Source organism: Microbacterium phycohabitans, assembly GCF_032464935.1.
Classification (GTDB): Bacteria; Actinomycetota; Actinomycetes; order Actinomycetales; family Microbacteriaceae; genus Microbacterium; species Microbacterium phycohabitans.
Map to the genome: position 1 here is coordinate 352,090 of NZ_JAWDIT010000003.1, position 17,454 is coordinate 369,543.

At 71.2% G+C, this 17,454-nt stretch carries 12 protein-coding genes; 4 read left to right on the forward strand and 8 right to left on the reverse strand.

What is annotated here, in order from left to right; all coding sequences use genetic code 11:
• Positions 1-5 precede the first annotated feature (5 nt).
• A complete protein-coding gene (locus RWH44_RS10265; RefSeq protein WP_316004496.1) occupies positions 6-605 on the forward strand; it encodes a vitamin K epoxide reductase family protein in 600 nt (199 codons plus the stop codon).
• 399 nt (positions 606-1,004) lie between these two features.
• Here the strand turns inward: RWH44_RS10265 and ndk are convergent, their stop codons facing one another.
• The 8 genes from ndk to RWH44_RS10305 form a co-directional block, all read right to left on the reverse strand.
• Complete coding sequence (ndk, locus tag RWH44_RS10270; RefSeq protein WP_058231506.1) at positions 1,005-1,421, reverse strand: nucleoside-diphosphate kinase; 417 nt, start codon at positions 1,419-1,421, stop codon at positions 1,005-1,007.
• Positions 1,422-1,424: 3 nt separating this feature from the next.
• A complete protein-coding gene (locus RWH44_RS10275) occupies positions 1,425-1,847 on the reverse strand; it encodes a DUF4233 domain-containing protein (protein ID WP_316004497.1) in 423 nt (140 codons plus the stop codon).
• The gene (locus tag RWH44_RS10280; protein WP_316004498.1) at positions 1,835-3,187 is read right to left on the reverse strand and encodes a bifunctional folylpolyglutamate synthase/dihydrofolate synthase; all 1,353 of its coding nucleotides are present in this window, start codon (positions 3,185-3,187) and stop codon (positions 1,835-1,837) included. The genes RWH44_RS10275 and RWH44_RS10280 overlap by 13 nt, the downstream gene beginning before the upstream one ends.
• On the reverse strand, positions 3,184-6,636 hold the full coding sequence (gene ileS, locus RWH44_RS10285) for an isoleucine--tRNA ligase (protein ID WP_316004499.1): 3,453 nt from the start codon (positions 6,634-6,636) through the stop codon (positions 3,184-3,186). Before ileS ends, RWH44_RS10280 begins: the two co-directional genes overlap by 4 nt.
• A gap of 354 nt (positions 6,637-6,990) precedes the next feature.
• A complete protein-coding gene (locus RWH44_RS10290) occupies positions 6,991-8,556 on the reverse strand; it encodes a dipeptide ABC transporter ATP-binding protein (RefSeq protein WP_316004500.1) in 1,566 nt (521 codons plus the stop codon).
• Positions 8,553-9,374, reverse strand: a complete 822-nt coding sequence (locus tag RWH44_RS10295; RefSeq protein ID WP_316004501.1) for an ABC transporter permease — start codon at positions 9,372-9,374, stop codon at positions 8,553-8,555. The genes RWH44_RS10290 and RWH44_RS10295 overlap by 4 nt, the downstream gene beginning before the upstream one ends.
• Complete coding sequence (locus RWH44_RS10300; RefSeq protein WP_316004502.1) at positions 9,371-10,348, reverse strand: ABC transporter permease; 978 nt, start codon at positions 10,346-10,348, stop codon at positions 9,371-9,373. The genes RWH44_RS10295 and RWH44_RS10300 overlap by 4 nt, the downstream gene beginning before the upstream one ends.
• Before the next feature lie 25 nt (positions 10,349-10,373).
• Positions 10,374-11,987, reverse strand: a complete 1,614-nt coding sequence (locus RWH44_RS10305) for an ABC transporter substrate-binding protein (protein WP_316004503.1) — start codon at positions 11,985-11,987, stop codon at positions 10,374-10,376.
• Positions 11,988-12,306: 319 nt separating this feature from the next.
• Between RWH44_RS10305 and valS the strand changes: the two genes are divergently transcribed.
• From valS to RWH44_RS10320, 3 genes are all read left to right on the forward strand, one after another.
• On the forward strand, positions 12,307-14,874 hold the full coding sequence (gene valS / locus RWH44_RS10310) for a valine--tRNA ligase (protein WP_316004504.1): 2,568 nt from the start codon (positions 12,307-12,309) through the stop codon (positions 14,872-14,874).
• Positions 14,874-15,122, forward strand: a complete 249-nt coding sequence (locus tag RWH44_RS10315) for a hypothetical protein (protein WP_298872502.1) — start codon at positions 14,874-14,876, stop codon at positions 15,120-15,122. The genes valS and RWH44_RS10315 overlap by 1 nt, the downstream gene beginning before the upstream one ends.
• A 271-nt stretch (positions 15,123-15,393) precedes the next feature.
• A complete protein-coding gene (locus RWH44_RS10320; RefSeq protein WP_316004505.1) occupies positions 15,394-17,442 on the forward strand; it encodes a M3 family metallopeptidase in 2,049 nt (682 codons plus the stop codon).
• Positions 17,443-17,454 lie beyond the last annotated feature (12 nt).

A 17,454-nucleotide genomic window follows, 5' to 3' on the forward strand; every position in this document is an offset into this window, starting at 1 on the left:
CCTCCATGAGTGAAGCCGCCGCCCCCCGCCGTCCGGTCGTCGTCGCGATCTGGCTGATCTTCGCCGGGGTCGTCGGCTGGTGGGCGGCGTTCTCGCTCACCATGGAGCGCTTCCACCAGCTCATGAACCCGGGGGCCGCGGCATCCTGCGACTTCAGCGTTCTCGTCCAGTGCTCCACCAACCTGCAGTCGTCGCAGGGCAGCGTCTTCGGCTTCCCCAACCCGATCATCGGCCTGGGGGCCTGGATCGCCCCGATCGTGGTCGGAATGGCCCTGCTGGCGGGCGCCCGCTTCGCCCGGTGGTTCTGGGTGCTGTTCTGGCTCGGCTTCGTCTTCGCGATCGGTTTCGTCGTCTGGCTCATCTCGCAGAGCCTGTTCGTGCTGGCGACCCTGTGCCCGTGGTGCATGGTCACGTGGGCGGTCGTCATCCCGTCGTTCTTCGTCGTGACGCTGCACGTGCTCCGCGAGGGCGTCATCCCGGGCGCCCCGAAGGTGCGCGAGGTCGCCGACCGACTCATGGTCTGGGTGCCGCTCATGGCCTTCGCGTGCTACGTCGTCGTCGCGGTGCTGGCGCAGGTGCGCCTGGACGTGCTGTCGCAGCTCTGACGCGTCGGTGCGTCGCGCTGCGCACATCCTCCGCCATGCGCATGACCTCAGCTCGAGCGACCCGGATGCCACTGACCCGGCGCGCATCGCCGAGGTAGTGCGCGCACGGGCACCGGTGGCTTCGACAGGCTCAGCCACCTCGCGTCGACGCCGGGGCTCGTGTTCCCGGCCGCGTCGGAGGTCGCTGAGCTCGTCGACGATCGTCGGACCCCCGAAGGTCCCTGAGCTTGTCGAAGGGACCGGGAGCCGCGGGTAGGTAGCTTCGACAGGCTTCGCCACCTCACGTGGACGCTGCCCGCGGTGGCTTCGACAGGCTCAGCCACCTCGGGCCGCTCCGCACCTAGGGGAACGACGAAGGCCGCCGCCCTCACGGAGCGACGGCCTTCACGGCATCCGGGATCAGGCGAACCAGATCGCGAGCTCGCGCTCGGCGGATTCGACGCTGTCGCTGCCGTGCACGAGGTTCTGCTGCACCTTCAGGCCCCAGTCGCGGCCGAAGTCGCCGCGGATCGTGCCGGGGGCGGCGGTGGTGGGGTCGGTGGTGCCGGCGAGGGAGCGGAAGCCCTCGATCACGCGGTTGCCCGCGAGGCGGATCGCGACCGAGGGGCCGGACAGCATGAACTCGAGCAGCGGCTCGTAGAACGGCTTGCCCTCGTGCTCGGCGTAGTGCCGGGCGAGGGTCTCACGGTCGGGCTCGACCAGGCGGATGTCGACGAGGGCGTAGCCCTTCGCCTCGATGCGGGCGAGGATCGCGCCGGTCAGGCCGCGGGCGACGCCATCGGGCTTGACCAGGACGAGGGTCTCTTCGGTGGCCATGGGTCATTCTCCGTTCGAGAGGTCGGGGTCGGCGGTCCGCCGCGCGTTCGCGCGATCGAGGGCCGCTCCCTTGATCGTCGCATACGCCCACATGCCGCCGAAAATGACCGCGACCACGGCGAGGGCCGGAACGAGGAAACCGCCGAGCAGCAGGAGCACCTGCAGCCCCCACCCGGCGAACAGCGCCCAGCGGTGACGCAGCAGGCCCGACACCGCGACCATCGCGACGGCGAGCACGACACCGGCGACGATCCCCCACCACGGCTCGATGCCGAAGGGCAGCACCTTGAGGCCGTAGACGACGAGGCCGCCGAGGAAGACGATGATCGACTCGAAGCCGAGCACGACCGCGCCCAGCGACTCCTGCGCTCCGCGCTGACGACGCGGGCGCGGCGCGCGCGGTTCGCGGGGGCTCACGCCTGCCACCCCGATTTCCAATCCTCGAGCTCCGACAGACGCAGAGCTTCGCCGGCCAGCACGACGGAGCCGGCGATGACGACGGCCCGGCGGTCGGACTCCGCGGCCCACGCGCGCGCGGCCTCGGCCGCGTCCTCGAGGGTGGGGTGCACGGTGACGGGCAGATCGGCGGCCTCGGCGACGTCGGCGATCACGTCGGGGTCGGTCGCGCGGTCGCTGTCGGGGGCGGTGGCGAACACCCGCGCCACGGCGGGAACGAGCGCCGACATGATGCCCACGGCATCCTTCCCGTCGAGGATGCCGACGACGGCCCCCCACTCGTCGATGTCGAAGGCCTCGTCGAGGGCGGCGACCAGCGCGCGGGCGCCGTGCGGGTTGTGCGCGGCGTCCACGAGCACGGTCGGTGCGGTGCCGACGAGCTGCAGGCGCCCGGGCGAGGTGGCGTTGCCGAGTCCATCGGCCACCACGTCGGCGGCGAGCGGCTGCGTGCCCCCGCCGATCAGCGACTCCACCGCGGCGACGGCGAGGGCGGCGTTGGTGCCCTGGTGCGCGCCGTAGAGGGGCAGGTAGACCTCGCGGTACGTGCCGGCGACACCGCGGATGTCGAGCTGCTGGCCGCCGACCGCGAGCGTCTGCGCCTCGAGCGCGAAACCATCGCCGGCCACGGTGACGTGCGCGCCCTCCTTCTCGGCGCGCGAGCGGATCGCGCGGAGGGCCTCCTCGGGCTGGGCCGCCGAGACGACCGCGGCTTCGGGCTTGATGATGCCGGACTTGACCGTGGCGATCTCGGCGATCGTCGCGCCCAGCCGGTCGACGTGATCGACGTCGATGGGGGTGAAGACCGCGACGTCGCCGTCGGCGGTGTTCGTGGAGTCCCACTCCCCGCCCATGCCGACCTCCAGCACGAGCACGTCGATCGGCGCGTCGGCGGCGACCACGAAGGCGAGCACCGTGAGCAGCTCGAAGAACGTCAGCGGGGCGTCGTCGGCCGCGGCCAACTCGGCATCCACCATGCCGACGAACGGCTGGATCTCGTCCCACGCGTCGGCGATCGCAGCGTCCGAGACGGGCTCGCCGTCGATGAGGATGCGTTCGGTGAAGCGTTCGAGGTGGGGGCTGGTGAACAGCCCCGTGCGAAGGCCCATCGCGCGCAGCAGGCTCTCGATCATGCGGCTGGTCGAGGTCTTGCCGTTCGTCCCCGTGACGTGGATCACGCGATACGTGCGCTGCGGGTCGGCGAGCAGCTCGAGCACGCGGCGCGTGCGCTCCACGCGCGGCTGCACCCACTGCTCGCCCTGCCGTTCGAGCAGGGCGCTGTAGACGGCGTCGGCCCTGGTGCGATCGCTCATGCGGGGGCTCCGATCCGTGCGACGGCGACCGTGACGGCACCGACGTTCGCGTAGGTCTTGGCGGCGAGCACGTTCTCGAACTCCGCGGGGGCCAGGGACCCCCGCTCGACGAGTCGGCCCGCGGGACCGGCCAGCACGACGGCTTCGGCGAGAGTCTCGGAGGCCACCCCCGCGATGTCGAACGCCTGGGCCACGGCCTGCGCGTCGGCGTCTTCGACGAAGGTCAGCGAGAGGGAGATCCGGTCGCTCACGTCGAAGCCGGCCGCCTTGCGGGTGTCCTGGATGCCGCGGATCATGTCGCGTGCCAGGCCCTCGGCCTCAAGCTCCGGCGTGGTGACGGTGTCGAGCAGCACGAAGCTACCGCCCGCGAGCACGGCCAGCGCCTCTCCCTCGGGGCGACCCGCGGTCTCGACGACCAGGTCGTACTCGGCGGGCTCGAGGGCGATGCCGCCCGCGACGACCTGTCCGTCGACCTCACTCCAGTCGCCCTCGCGCGCCGCCTTGATGGCCTTCTGCACCTGCTTGCCCAGGCGGGGTCCCGCGGCGCGGGCGTTGACCGAGAGCCGGTGCGTGATGCCGTACGCGGCAGCGGTGCCCTCCTCGAGCGCGACCTGCTCGACGCTCTTGACGTTGAGCTCGTCGCGCAGGATGTCGTCGAACTGCGCCAGGCCCGCGGCATCCGGGGTTACCACCGTCAGACGCGGCAGGGGCAGGCGGACGCGCTTGCCCTCGCGCTTGCGCAGGGCGTTGGCGACGCTGGAGACCTCGCGGACGGTGTCCATCGCGGTGCGGATATCGGCGGACGCGGGGAACGCCGCGGCATCCGGCCAGTCGGTCAGGTGCACGCTGCGTCCACCGGTCAGACCCTGCCAGACGCGCTCGGTCACGAGAGGCAGCAGCGGGGCGGCGACGCGGGTGAGGGTCTCGAGAACCGTGTACAGCGTGTCGAAGGCCTCGCGGCTGCGCGGATCGTCGGTCACGCCCACCCAGAAGCGGTCGCGCGAGCGGCGGATGTACCAGTTGGTCAGCACCTCGGCGAAGTCGCGCAGGCGCTCGGCCGCGGTCGTGGAGTCCAGGCCCTCGAGGTCGGCGGCGACGTTCGTCACCAGGTCGCCGGTCAGCGCCAGGATGTACCGGTCGAGCACGTCGGTGGAGTCGGTGCGCCATTCGGCCTCGTAGCCATCGGCACCGGATGCGTTCGCGTACGTCGCGAAGAAGTACCACGCGTTCCACAGCGGGAGCAGGAACTCGCGCACGCCCGACCGGATGCCCTCCTCGGTCACGACGAGGTTGCCGCCGCGCAGCACGGAGCTCGACATGAGGAACCACCGCATGGCATCCGAGCCGTCGCGATCGAACACCTCGCGCACGTCCGGGTAGTTGCGCAGCGACTTCGACATCTTCTGCCCGTCGTTGCCCAGCACGATGCCGTGGCACGAGACCCCGGTGTACGCCGGGCGGTCGAAGAGCGCGGTCGAGAGCACGTGCATCACGTAGAACCAGCCGCGGGTCTGCCCGATGTACTCGACGATGAAGTCGGCCGGGGCGTGCTCGTCGAACCACTCGTGGTTCTCGAACGGGTAGTGCACCTGCGCGAACGGCATGGAGCCCGAGTCGAACCACACGTCGAGCACGTCTTCGATGCGGCGCATCGTCGACTGCCCGGTCGGGTCGTCGGGGTTCGGCCGGGTGAGGTCGTCGATGTAGGGACGGTGGAGGTCGACCTCGCCGTCCGCGTTCACCGGGAGGCGGCCGAAGTCGGCCTCCATCTCGGCGAGCGAGCCGTACACGTCGACGCGCGGGTAGTCGGGGTTGTCGCTCTTCCACACCGGGATCGGCGACCCCCAGTAGCGGTTGCGGCTGATCGACCAGTCGCGCGCACCCTCGAGCCACTTGCCGAACTGGCCCTCCTTGACGTTCTCGGGCACCCAGGTGATCTGCTGGTTGTTCGCCAGCAGGTCGTCCTTGATGTCGGTCACGCGCACGAACCAGCTCGACACGGCCTTGTAGATCAGGGGGTTCCGGCAGCGCCAGCAGTGCGGGTACGAGTGCTCGTACGAGGCCTCGCGCACGAGGCGACCAGCCTGCTTCAGCAGGCGGATGAGGGGCCGGTTGGCCTCCATCCACAGCTCCCCCGCAACGTCGGTGACGGCCGACAGGAAGCGGCCGCCGTCGTCGAGCGAGATGATGGTCGGCAAACCCGCGGCATCCGCGAGGCGCTTGTCGTCCTCACCGTAGGCCGGGGCCTGGTGCACGATGCCCGTGCCGTCGGAGACGGTGACGTAGTCGTCGACGAGGATCTTCCACGCGTTCTGCGTGCCCCAGGTCTCGGCGTCGGCGTAGTAGTCGAAGAGGCGGTCGTACGACACGCCCTCGAGCTCCGCGCCCAGGATCGTGGACTGCACGGCCGCGCGGGCGGCATCCGGGCTCTCGTACCCGAGGTCTTTGGCGTAGTTCGGCAGCAGATCCTCGGCCAGCAGGTAGCGGTGGGCGACGGCCTCGAAGGCCTCGTCGGGGGTGCCGTCGGCGGTGGTGTGCACGTCGGCGGCGCCGTTCGGGCCGCCCTCGATCACGGCGTACCGGATGCCGGGACCCACCGCGAGAGCGAGGTTAGTGGGGAGCGTCCACGGCGTCGTCGTCCAGGCCAGGGCGCGCACGCCAGTGAGACCGAGCGCCTCGGCCTTGGCGCCGACGAGGGGGAAGGTGACGGTGACCGAGGGGTCCTGGCGCATCTTGTAGACGTCGTCGTCCATGCGCAGCTCGTGCGTGGAGAGGGGGGTCTCATCGCGCCAGCAGTACGGCAGCACGCGGTAGCCCTCGTAGGCGAGACCCTTGTCGTGCAGGGTCTTGAAGGCCCAGAGCACGCTCTCCATGTAGGTCGTGTCGAGCGTCTTGTAGCCACGGTCGAAGTCGACCCAGCGCGCCTGGCGGGTGACGTAGTCCTGCCACTCCCGCGTGTACTCGAGCACCGACTCGCGGGCCTTGGCGTTGAAGGTCGCGACCCCCATGGCCTCGATCTCGTCCTTCTCGGTGATCCCGAGCTGCTTCATCGCCTCGAGCTCGGCCGGGAGGCCATGGGTGTCCCACCCGAACACGCGGTCGACCTTCTTGCCGCGCATGGTCTGAAAACGCGGGAAGACGTCTTTGGCGTACCCGGTGAGCAGGTGCCCGTAGTGCGGCAGGCCGTTCGCGAACGGCGGACCGTCGTAGAAGACCCACTCCTGGGCGCCCTCGCGGTTCGCGATCGAGGCGCGGAAGGTGTCGTCGGCCGCCCAGAACGCGAGCGTGTCGTTCTCGATCTCCGGGAAGCGGGGGCTGGGGACGACGGATGCCGTGGCGGCGGCGCTTCCGCCGGACGCAGGGGCCGTGGCATCCGGGGTCGACGCGGGCGTGCCCGCAAGACCGGCGTCGGCGGCGGGTCCGAAGGATGAGGGGCGAGGGTAGGTCATGTCTCTCCGCGGGTCGAGGTCTGCTCGCCGGGACGATCCGTCAGGACCGCGGTACCACCCTGCATTGCGCGCCCTGATGGCGCGCCACTCTCACTGCGGCGATGACGGGCCTGCCCCGCGCGGTTCTAGTGGTCCGGTCCCTGAGCGTGTCGAGGGGCCGGACGTTCTTCCGCGAGCTCCCCGGTGATGGCCGGATCGACGCTGTTGCCCTCATTCTACGCGAGCGCGGGGCTGCGCGCGCCGGCGCGGCGCTCGAGGCCGCGGGTCGGGGCCGCGTTCTGCGGCGGCGTCGGCCTCGCCGAAAGTCCGCACCACCGGGTCGTGATGCCGGTGTGGCCCGGGTGCTGTGGACCCTCACTGCGGAGCTGCGGCTCCGCCGGGTTCGGAGCGGAGGCCGGCCGCGGCCAGCAGCTCGCGCGTGAAGGGGTGCGCGGGGGCGGCGAAGACGCACGAGACGGCGCCCGAGTCGACCACCCGGCCGTCCTTCATCACGATCACGTCGTCGGCGATCGCGGCCACCACGTCGAGATCGTGCGTGATGAACACCATCGCGAGATCCCGCTCGGACTGCAGCGCGAGCAGGCGGTCGAGGATGCGCGCCCGCACCGACGCATCGAGGGCCGACACCGGCTCGTCGAGCACGAGCAGATCGGGCGACACCGCCAGGGCTCGCGCGATCGCGACACGCTGGCGCTGACCGCCCGACAGCTGCGCGGGCCGGCGACGAACGAACGCCGGCGAGAGGCCGACCTCCTCGAGCAGCGCGGCGACCGCGGCACGGCGCTCACCGCGCGGCACCCCTCCGGCGGCGACGGCCTCGCCGAGCGTGCGTCCGATCGTCCACCGCGGGTCGAGAGCACCCCACGGATTCTGCTGCACCAGCTGCACTCGCGTACGCGCGGCGCCGACGGCGACCCGCGACGACCAGGGCCGGGCGTCGAAGCGCAAAGACCCGGCATCCGGATCCGTCACCCCCACGATCATGCGGGCGAGGGTCGTCTTGCCCGAGCCCGACTCCCCCACCACCGCGAGGGTGCGTCCGCGACGCAGGGCGAGCGAGACGTCGTCGACGGCCACGCGGTCGCCGAAGCGTTTCCCGAGGCCGTCGGCGTGCAGCAGGGGCTCGTCGGTGCGCGGACTCCGTCCGAGCGGCTCGTGCGAGACCGCGGCCACCAGCGCCCGCGTGTGGGGATCGCGGGGGGATGCCAGCACCTCGGCCGTCGGGCCGGTCTCCACGACGCGTCCTTCGTGCAGGACGACGACCCGGTGGGCGACCCGCGCGACGGCGCCGAGGTCATGACTGATGAACACCACGGCCACGCCGTCGTCGGCGATGCGTCGCAGAAGCGCCAGCACCCGGGCCTGCACGGTGGCATCCAGAGCCGTCGTGGGCTCGTCGGCGACGAGCACCGCCGGGTGCGCCGCAAGCGCGGAGGCGATGAGCGCGCGCTGACGCAGACCCCCCGACAGCTCGTGCGGATACTGCCGTGCCCGCACGTCGGGCTCGGGCATCGCCACGCGCGCGAGGCTGTCGCGCACGCGAGCGGCGAGGGCGGCACCGCGCACCGAGGGCTCGTGGATGCGGACCGGTTCGGCGACCTCGGCGCCGATGCGGCGGAGCGGATCGAGGGACACGAGCGCGTCCTGCGACACCAGCGCAATGCGGCGGCCGCGCAGTCGTCTCCACTGCCGCTCGCCGAACGTGCGCGTGTCGACGCCGTCGATCTCGAGCTCGTCCGCCGAGCTGCGCAGACCCGTCGGCGTGAGCCCCAGCAGGGCCCGGGCGCTCACCGATTTGCCGGTCCCCGACTCCCCGACGATCGCGACGCACTCCCCCGGCGCGACATCGAGATCGAGATCGCGGACGATCGAGCCCGACGGCCCGTCGATCCGCAGGCCCCGCACCCGCACGCCGCTCATGCGCCCCGCTCCTCGGCTCGCGCACGCAAGATGCGGCCGACCACGCTGACGCTCACGACGGTGGCGGTGATGGCCAGCCCGGGGAACAGCGCGACCCACGGTGCCTGCAACAGGAGGTTGCGTCCCGCGGAGAGCATGAGGCCCCACTCCGCGGTCGGCTCGGTGGGGCCGAGCCCCAGGAAGCTGAGCCCCGCGGCCGCCAGGATGCTCGTGCCGATGCCGATGGTCGCGAGCACGCTCACGGCGCCGAGAACGCCCGGCAGCACGTGGCGCACGTGCACCACCGCAGCGGGTACGCCGATGAGGCGCGCCGCTTCGACGTGCTCGGCCGCCGCGAGCGAACGCGTCTGCGCGCGCGCCAGTCGCACGTACACCGGGACCGCCGCGATCGTCACCGCGATCGCGACGTTCACGGCTCCGGGACCGAGCACCGCGACGACCAGCAGCGCCACGAGGAACTCGGGGAAGGCCAGCAGCACGTCGACCACGCGCATCGCCGCGGCGTCGACGAGGCGCGGCGCGACGGCCGAGAGCGAACCCGCGACGACCCCGACGACGAGGGCGAGAGCCGTGGCGAGCAGGCCGATGCCGACCGACCGGCCCGCCCCGTACACGACGCGCGAGTAGACGTCGCGTCCGCTCTGATCGGTGCCGAACCAATGCGCCGCGCTGGGCGGCTGGAGCGTGGAGCGCACGTCGGTGAGCAGCGGATCGTGGGTGGCCAGGAGACCGGGCGCGACGGCGGCGACGGCGATGACGGCGAGGACGGTACCGGCGGCGATCAGCGCGGCCCGGCGCGCCGGACGGGGCCCGCTCACGACGGCACCGCCGTCCGCACGCTCAGCGCGGGTTCCGCGGCACGCAGGCGGGGGTCGATCAGGGGCACGACGAGGTCGACGATCGTGTTGATCACGACGAAGACGAGCGCGCTGAGCAGGATCACCCCGGTGATCACGGGCAGGTCGCGGTCGGTGATGGCCGTGAGCGTGACGCGACCGATTCCGGGACGGGCGAACACCGTCTCGACCAGCACCGCTCCGCCCAGAAGCGACCCCACGAGGTACGCGGCGAGCGTGAGTCCCCCGGCCCCGGCGTGGCGCAGGGTGTGGTGCACGCTCTCGCGCACCGCGCCGGCGCCGCGGGCCCGCACGGTCAGCAGGAAGGGCTCGCGCTCGGCCGCCTCGACGCCGTCGCGCAAGACCTGCGACAGCAGAGCGGCGACGGGGAGCGCCAGCGTCACCGCGGGGAGCACGATGGCGGCGCCGTCCCGCGCCCCCGACACCGGGAACCACCCCAGCTGGAACGAGAACACGCTCAGCAGCACGAGGCCCGTCCAGAACACCGGCGACGACAGCACCACGAGCTCGATCCCGGATGCCACCGCACGACCGGTCCGCCCGCGAACGAGCAGAGCGGATGCCAGCGCCAGCACCACCGCGATGACCAGGGCGAGCGCCGACAACTGCAGCGTCGGCCCGAGCTGGCGGCCGATGACCTCGGTCACGGGCAGGCGCAGCTGGTACGACTCGCCCAGATCGCCCCTCGCGAGGCGCGCGATGAACGACGCGTACTGCTCCAGCACCGGCCGATCGAGGCCGAGGTCGCTACGCATCGCCGCCTTCACCGCATCGCCGACCTGCGCCTGCGGCCCCAGCATCACCTCGACGGGATCGCCGGGGATGACCCGGAACGCCACGAACGCCAGGGTCGCGGCCCCCCAGAGCACCAGGACGACGGATGCCACGATCCCGCCGATGCGCGTGAAGATCGCGCGCGGGCGAGAGCGTGGCATCCGGGGTCCGTCGTCAGCGGTGGACTCAGCCGACCGAGGCGGTGGCGAAGAGCGGACGACCGTACAGGTCGAAGCTCAGCCCGGTGACGTCGGGACGCACGGCGCTGATCAGCGTGGGGCTGTACAGAGGCACGATCGCGGCGTGCTCGGCGTTCCACTGCTGCACCTGGGCGTACACGTCGTTGCGCGCGGCGGCATCCGTGGTCGAGGCGCCCTGTTCGAGCAGCGCGTCCATCGCCGGGTCGCTCACCTGGGACGCGTTCTGGAAGCCGTCGGTGGCGAGGTGGCTGCGCAGCAGGTCGGGGTCGACGCCCGAGAAGCCCCAGTCGGTCACGTCGTAGGTCTTCGGTCCGTACTGCTCGTTGTAGGCACCGGGCTCGAGAACCTCGCGCTGCAGGTCGAAGCCCACGGTCTTCAGGTCGCTCTGCACGGCGTTGGCCAGGGCGGCGCGGTCGTCGGGCACGGGGGTCCAGGCGATCCAGCGGGCGGTGAGACGCTGTCCGTCCTTGGTGCGGATGCCGTCGGCATCCCGTCCCGTCCAGCCGGCCTCGTCGAGCAGGGCGTTCGCCTCCGCCTGGTCGAAGGGCCAGGAGTTCTCGAGGCTCGCGTCGTAGCCGGGGGTGGTGGCGCCGAGGATGCTCCATGCCCGCGGGTACTGGCCGAAGAAGATCTCGTCCACGGCCGTGTCGACGTCGATCGCCCGGGTGAACGCCTGGCGCACCTTCTCGTCGGCGAAGACGCCGTACTTCTCGTTCAGGAACAGCGAGTAGGGCAGCCCGGGGTAGGCGATCGACTGCACGGTGTCGTCGGCGGGCACCTGCGACACGAGGTTCGGGGGCAGGTTGGTCACCACGTCGGCCTGGCCGCTGGAGAGCGCCCCCACGCGCACCGAGGCCTCGGGGAGGATGTCGACGCGGAGCGTCTTGAAGGCGGGCGCGCCGGCCCCGTCGGGACCCCACGTGTAGTCGTCGTTGCGGGTGTAGACGATGTCCTGATCGGGCGTGTACTCGGTCAGTTCGAACGGACCCGTGCCGACGGTGACGTCGGGGCCGCCCGCGGCGAGCTGGTCGGCCTTGGTCTCGAGCACGGTCGGCGAGTAGAAGCCGAGCAGCGCGGTGCTCGCGGCCTGCAGGAACGGCGCGTAGGGCTGCGTGAAGCGCACGCGCACGGTGTGCTCGTCGACGACGTCGGTGCCCGCGTACAGGTCGCCGCCCAGCATGCTCGCGGCCTGGGCGGAGGCGGTGTCGGGGTCGACGATGCGATCGAAGTTCGCCTTGACGGCGGCGGCGTCGAAGGGCGTGCCGTCGTGGAAGGTCACGTCGGTGCGCAGGCGGAAGAGGTAGCTCGCACCGTCGTCCTCGATGTCCCACGACTCGGCGAGCCACGGCGAGAATGATCCGTCGGGCTCCTGGAACACGAGCGAGTCGAGCACGGCGCGCTGCACCATGGCGGTGACGTCGAGCTGGCTGGTCTGCGGGTCCATCTTGCCGGCCGAGAGGTTCGCGCCCTCGATCGCCCAGACGATCTCGCCGTCACCGGACGCCGCCGGGTCGGTCCCCGCGCAGGCGGAGAGAGACAGAGCGGCGACCGCGCCGACGGCCACGGCCGAGAGCACGCGCCGGGAAAGCTGAGAAGGCATGACGAAACCTCGAAGTCTTCGGTGGGGGAACCCCCAGCCTACCCGCGTTCCTGGACCGGGTGCGGAAAGTCCGCAGTTCGCGGCCGCGCGGCCGCGCTGAGGCGCCCGTGCTCCGCGTCGAGTGGTGGCGTTGCGCCCACACCCTCCGCGATGCGCACTTTCGCGCAGCCGCGCCCCGTCGCCGCACGCGGGGCCGCACAGCCGGCACGGCACACGTCCGCGCGTGCCCCGACACGAGGACCCCGGCCCGATACGATGGATGCCGCACCCATCAGGCACGCTCACACAGTGCCGCCCATATCGCTCGAGGAGTTTTTCCATGGCCACGATCCCCGACAAGCCCGCGCTGGAAGGCCTCGAGCAGAAGTGGGACGCCGCGTGGCGCGAGCGCGGCACCTATGTCTTCGACCGCCTGCGCGCCGCCGAGGCCGGCCGCCAGGGCGTCTACTCCGTGGACACGCCGCCGCCGACGGCATCCGGAAGCCTGCACATCGGGCACGTGTTCTCGTTCACGCACACCGACGTGAAGGTGCGCTTCGAGCGCATGCGCGGCAAGACGGTGTTCTACCCGATGGGCTGGGACGACAACGGCCTGCCCACCGAGCGCCGCGTGCAGAACTACTACGGCGTGCGCTGCGATCCCTCGCTCCCCTACGACGCCGACTTCACCCCGCCGTTCGCGGGCGGCGACAACAAGAGCAGCAAGGCCGCCGATCAGGTGCCCATCAGCCGCCGCAACTTCATCGAGCTGTGCGAGCAGCTGACGGTCGAAGACGAGAAGCAGTTCGAAGACCTCTTCCGCGAGCTGGGCCTCAGCGTCGATTGGACGCAGACCTACCGCACGATCTCCGACGACTCGATCCGCACGAGCCAGCTGGCATTCCTGCGCAACATCGAGCGCGGCGAGGCGTACCAGGCCCTGGCGCCGACGCTGTGGGACGTGGACTTCCGCTCCGCGATCGCCCAGGCCGAGCTCGAGGACCGCGACCAGCCCGCCGCCTACCACCGTGTGGGTTTCGCCAAGACCGACGGCTCGGGCGACGTGTTCATCGAGACCACCCGCCCCGAGCTCCTCGCAGCGTGTGTAGCCCTCGTGGCGAACCCCGACGACGAGCGCTACCAGCCGCTGTTCGGCACCACCGTGCGCACCCCGCTGTTCGACGTCGAGGTGCCCGTGCTCGCCCACCCGCTCGCGCAGAAGGACAAGGGGTCGGGTATCGCCATGATCTGCACCTTCGGCGACGTGACCGACATCATCTGGTGGCGCGAGCTCGATCTCCCCAACCGCACGATCATCGGCAAAGACGGGCGGATCGTCGCCGACGCCCCCGACGTGATCGTGACGGATGCCGCGAAGGCGGCGTACGACGAACTCGCCGGCAAGACCGTGTTCAGCGCCAAGAAGCGCATCGTCGAGCTCCTGCAGGAATCCGGCGCCATGGAGGGTGCCCCGAACCCGTTCACGCACCCCGTGAAGTTCTTCGAGAAGGGCGACCGACCGCTCGAGATCGTGTCGACGCGGCAGTGGTACATCCGCAACGGCGCGCGCGACGCCGAGCTGCGCGAGCGTCTGGTGGCCCTCGGTCGCGAGATGTCGTGGCATCCGGACTTCATGCGCGTGCGCTTCGAGAACTGGACCAACGGCCTCACCGGCGACTGGCTCGTGTCGCGCCAGCGCTTCTTTGGCGTGCCGATCCCGGTCTGGTACGGCCTCGACGACAGCGGCGAGCGGGACTACTCCCGCGTGCTCACCCCCGATCTCGCGTCGCTCCCCGTTGACCCCACGGTCGATGTGCCCCCGGGCTACACCGAGGACCAGCGGGGCGTTGCCGGAGGGTTCGACGCCGAGCGCGACATCCTCGACACGTGGGCGACCTCCTCGCTCACCCCGCAGCTCGCCGGTGGCTGGCAGCGCGACGAGGAGCTGTGGAACCTCGTCTCGCCGTTCGACCTGCGCCCGCAGGGCCAGGACATCATCCGCACGTGGCTCTTCTCGACCATGCTGCGCAGCGCCCTCGAAGACGACCGCAGCCCCTGGACGGATGCCGCGATCTCTGGCTTCATCGTCGACCCCGACCGCAAGAAGATGTCGAAGTCGAAGGGCAACGTCGTCACGCCCGCCGACATCCTGAAGCAGCACGGCTCCGACGCGGTGCGCTACTGGTCGGCATCCAGCCGTCTCGGCACCGACGCGGCCTTCGACCCGCAGAACCCCACGCAGGTGAAGATCGGCCGCCGCCTGGCCATCAAGCTGCTGAACGCGGCGAAGTTCGTGCTGTCGTTCCCCGTGCCCGAGGGCGCCGAGGTGACGCACGCGCTCGACGCGTCGATGCTCTCGACCCTGGATGCCGTGGTGCGCGACGCGACGGCCGCCTTCGAGGCCTACGACCACGCGCGGGCGCTGGAGATCACGGAGTCGTTCTTCTGGACGTTCTGCGACGACTACCTCGAGCTCGTCAAGGAGCGCGCCTACGACCAGTCCGACGTGGGTCAGGCCTCGGCCGCCCTCGCGCTGCGCACGGCCCTGTCGACGCTCGTGCGCCTGTTCGCTCCCGTGCTGTCGTTCGCGTCGGAGGAGGTGTGGTCGTGGTTCGAGGAGGGCTCGGTGCACACCGCCGCGTGGCCCGAGCCGCTGGGCATCGAGGGCGACCCGGCCGTGCTCACGGCCGTGAGCGCCGCGCTCATCGGCATCCGTCGCGCCAAGACCGAGGCCAAGGCCTCGCAGAAGACGCCCGTGACCTCCCTCACCGTGGCCGGTCCGAACGTCGAGGCGCTGCGTCTCGCCGAGGGCGACCTGCGCGCCGTGGGTCGCATCGAGACGATCGCCTTCGCCGAGGGCGACTCCACCACCGTCACCGACATCGTGTTCGCACCCCAGGAGGACTGATGCAGCTCGGAACCCGTTGGACCGCCCGTGAGCAGCCGCCGAAGGCCGTTCCCGAGGCGCTGCACGCGCAGATCGCCGCGGTCGAGGCCGCGCTCAACCCCGACGGCCTGAGCGCCCCCGCCCCGCGGTGGACGCTGACCTTCCTCGAGGGGCGGCCCGTCGCCGAGCTCGACACGGGGGTCATCGTGTCGCAGGAGGCATCGGGCGAGGTCGTCGTGCGTTACGACGACGACGCCGAGTTCGCCTGAGTCGCCCGCTCCGGCCGTCGAGCCCGCCGCCGCCTTCGGGCGGTCGGCGGGCTTTCCCGTTCGGCGTCGAGGTGCCCCGGTCCCTTCGACAGGCTCAGGGACCTCCGCCGGGGAGGTGGCTGAGCGTGTCGACGCCACCAGACGCGCAGGTCCCGGTCCCTTCGACACGCTCAGGGACCTCCGCCGGCGAGGTGGCTGAGCCTGTCGACGCCACCGGGACGGGCTCACGCTGTGCCGCGATCTGCGCCGGACCTCGGCCTAGGCTGGACCGATGACGGATTCCCCCAATCCCCTCCTCGCGCCGCCCTCCCTCCCCTACGACCTGCCCCCGTACGGCAGCATCCGCGCGGAGCACTATCTGCCCGCGTTCCACGCCGGCTTCGCCGCCCAGCGCGCCGAGATCGACGCGATCACCGCGCAGACCGACCCGCCCACGTTCGAGAACACGCTGATCGCGCTCGAACGCAGCGGCGAGGTGCTCGGTCGTGTGAGCCGCACGTTCTACACGGTCACCGGTGCCGACGGCACCCCGGAGATCCAGGCCATCGAAGAAGAACTCGCACCGCTGATGTCGGCCCACCGCGACGCCATCCAGCTCGATACGGCGCTCTTCGCCCGCGTCGCCGCCGTGCACGCCCAGCTCGACGAGCTCGACCTCGACGCCGAGTCGCGCTACCTCGTCGAACGTCACCACCGCGAGATGTCGCTCGCCGGGGCCGCACTCGACGACTCCGAGAAGCAGCGCCTGACCGGGCTCAATCAGGAGCTCTCGGTGCTCACCAACACCTTCGAGAAGAACCTCCTCGCCGACACCAACGACCTCGCCGTGGTCTTCGACACCGCAGCCGAGCTCGACGGTCTCAGCGAGGGCGAGCTGTCGGCCGCCGCTCAGGCCGCGACGAGCCGCGGACTGGACGGCCGCTACGTCGTCACCCTCACCCTGTACACCGGTCACCCGCTGCTCGCCTCGCTGACGAACCGCGAGAGTCGCCGCCGCCTGCTCGAGGCCTCGCGCTCCCGCGCGATCCGCGGCAACGCCCACGACAACCGCCCGGTACTCCGCGACATCGCCCGCCTGCGCGCCGAGCGCGCCGCTCTGCTCGGCTACCCCTCCCACGCCGCTGCCGTCCTCGCCGATCAGACGGCGGGATCCCCGGATGCCGCCCGCGACCTCCTCCGCCGGCTCGCCGCCCCTGCTGCCGCCAACGCCCGCTCCGAGCAGGAGGCGCTGCAGCGGATCGCGGACGCCGACGGCATCCGGATAGAGGCCCACGACTGGGCTTTCTACACCGAGAAGGTGCGCGCGGAGCGCTACGACCTCGACCGTGCGGCGCTGCGCCCGTGGTTCGAGGCCGAGCGCGTGCTGCGCGACGGCGTGTTCTTCGCGGCGGAGCAGCTCTACGGCATCCGCGTATCGGAGCGGCACGATCTGCAGGGCTACCACCCCGACGTGCGCGTCTTCGAGGTGCACAACGCCGACGGCACCGAGCTCGGACTGTTCCTGCTCGACCTCTACACCCGTGACACCAAGCGCGGCGGCGCGTGGATGAACTCGATCGTGACGCAGTCGGCCATCCGCGGCACGGCCCCGGTCGTCGTCAACAACCTCAACGTGAACAAGCCCGCCCCCGGCACCCCGACGCTGCTGACGCTGGATGAGGTCACCACCCTCTTCCACGAGTTCGGTCACGCCTTGCACGGCCTCTTCGCCACCGTCACCTATCCCCACTTCGCCGGCACGGCCGTCTACCGCGACTTCGTCGAGTTCCCCAGCCAGGTGAACGAGATGTGGATCCTGTGGCCGGAGATCCTGTCGAACTACGCCCGTCACATCGACACCGGCGAGCCTCTCCCCGCCGACGTCGTCGAGCGCCTTCACGCCTCGGAGGCCTTCAACCAGGGCTTCGCCACGAGCGAGTACCTCGCGGCATCCTGGATCGACCAGGCATGGCACGGACTCTCGGTCGATGAGGCCTCGGCCGACATCGACGTGGCGGAGTTCGAGGCGCGGGCCCTTGCCGACATCGGGCTCGACAACCCGGCGGTTCCCACGCGTTACGCCTCGACGTACTTCGCGCACGTGTTCTCGGGCGGCTACAGCGCCGGGTACTACTCCTACATCTGGAGCGAGGTGCTCGACGCCGACACCGTGGAGTGGTTCCGCGAGAACGGCGGACTCACGCGCGAGAACGGCGATCGCTTCCGCCAGCGGCTGCTGGGCGTCGGTGGTTCCGGCGATCCTCTCGCCGCGTATCGCGACTTCCGAGGTCGGGATGCCAAGATCCAGCCGCTGCTGGAACGTCGCGGTCTCGCCGGCTGAGGCGCTCTCGCG

Excerpts from the sequence above, each read along its gene's own strand:
- RWH44_RS10320 (WP_316004505.1), top strand. The coding sequence starts at position 15,394 with ATGACGGATTCCCCCAATCCCCTCCTCGCGCCGCCCTCCCTCCCCTAC.
- RWH44_RS10300 (WP_316004502.1), bottom strand. The coding sequence starts at position 10,348 with ATGCCACGCTCTCGCCCGCGCGCGATCTTCACGCGCATCGGCGGGATC.
- valS (WP_316004504.1), top strand. The coding sequence starts at position 12,307 with ATGGCCACGATCCCCGACAAGCCCGCGCTGGAAGGCCTCGAGCAGAAG.
- RWH44_RS10265 (WP_316004496.1), top strand. The coding sequence starts at position 6 with ATGAGTGAAGCCGCCGCCCCCCGCCGTCCGGTCGTCGTCGCGATCTGG.
- RWH44_RS10290 (WP_316004500.1), bottom strand. The coding sequence starts at position 8,556 with ATGAGCGGCGTGCGGGTGCGGGGCCTGCGGATCGACGGGCCGTCGGGC.
- RWH44_RS10315 (WP_298872502.1), top strand. The coding sequence starts at position 14,874 with ATGCAGCTCGGAACCCGTTGGACCGCCCGTGAGCAGCCGCCGAAGGCC.
- ndk (WP_058231506.1), bottom strand. The coding sequence starts at position 1,421 with ATGGCCACCGAAGAGACCCTCGTCCTGGTCAAGCCCGATGGCGTCGCC.
- RWH44_RS10305 (WP_316004503.1), bottom strand. The coding sequence starts at position 11,987 with ATGCCTTCTCAGCTTTCCCGGCGCGTGCTCTCGGCCGTGGCCGTCGGC.
- ileS (WP_316004499.1), bottom strand. The coding sequence starts at position 6,636 with ATGACCTACCCTCGCCCCTCATCCTTCGGACCCGCCGCCGACGCCGGT.
- RWH44_RS10280 (WP_316004498.1), bottom strand. The coding sequence starts at position 3,187 with ATGAGCGATCGCACCAGGGCCGACGCCGTCTACAGCGCCCTGCTCGAA.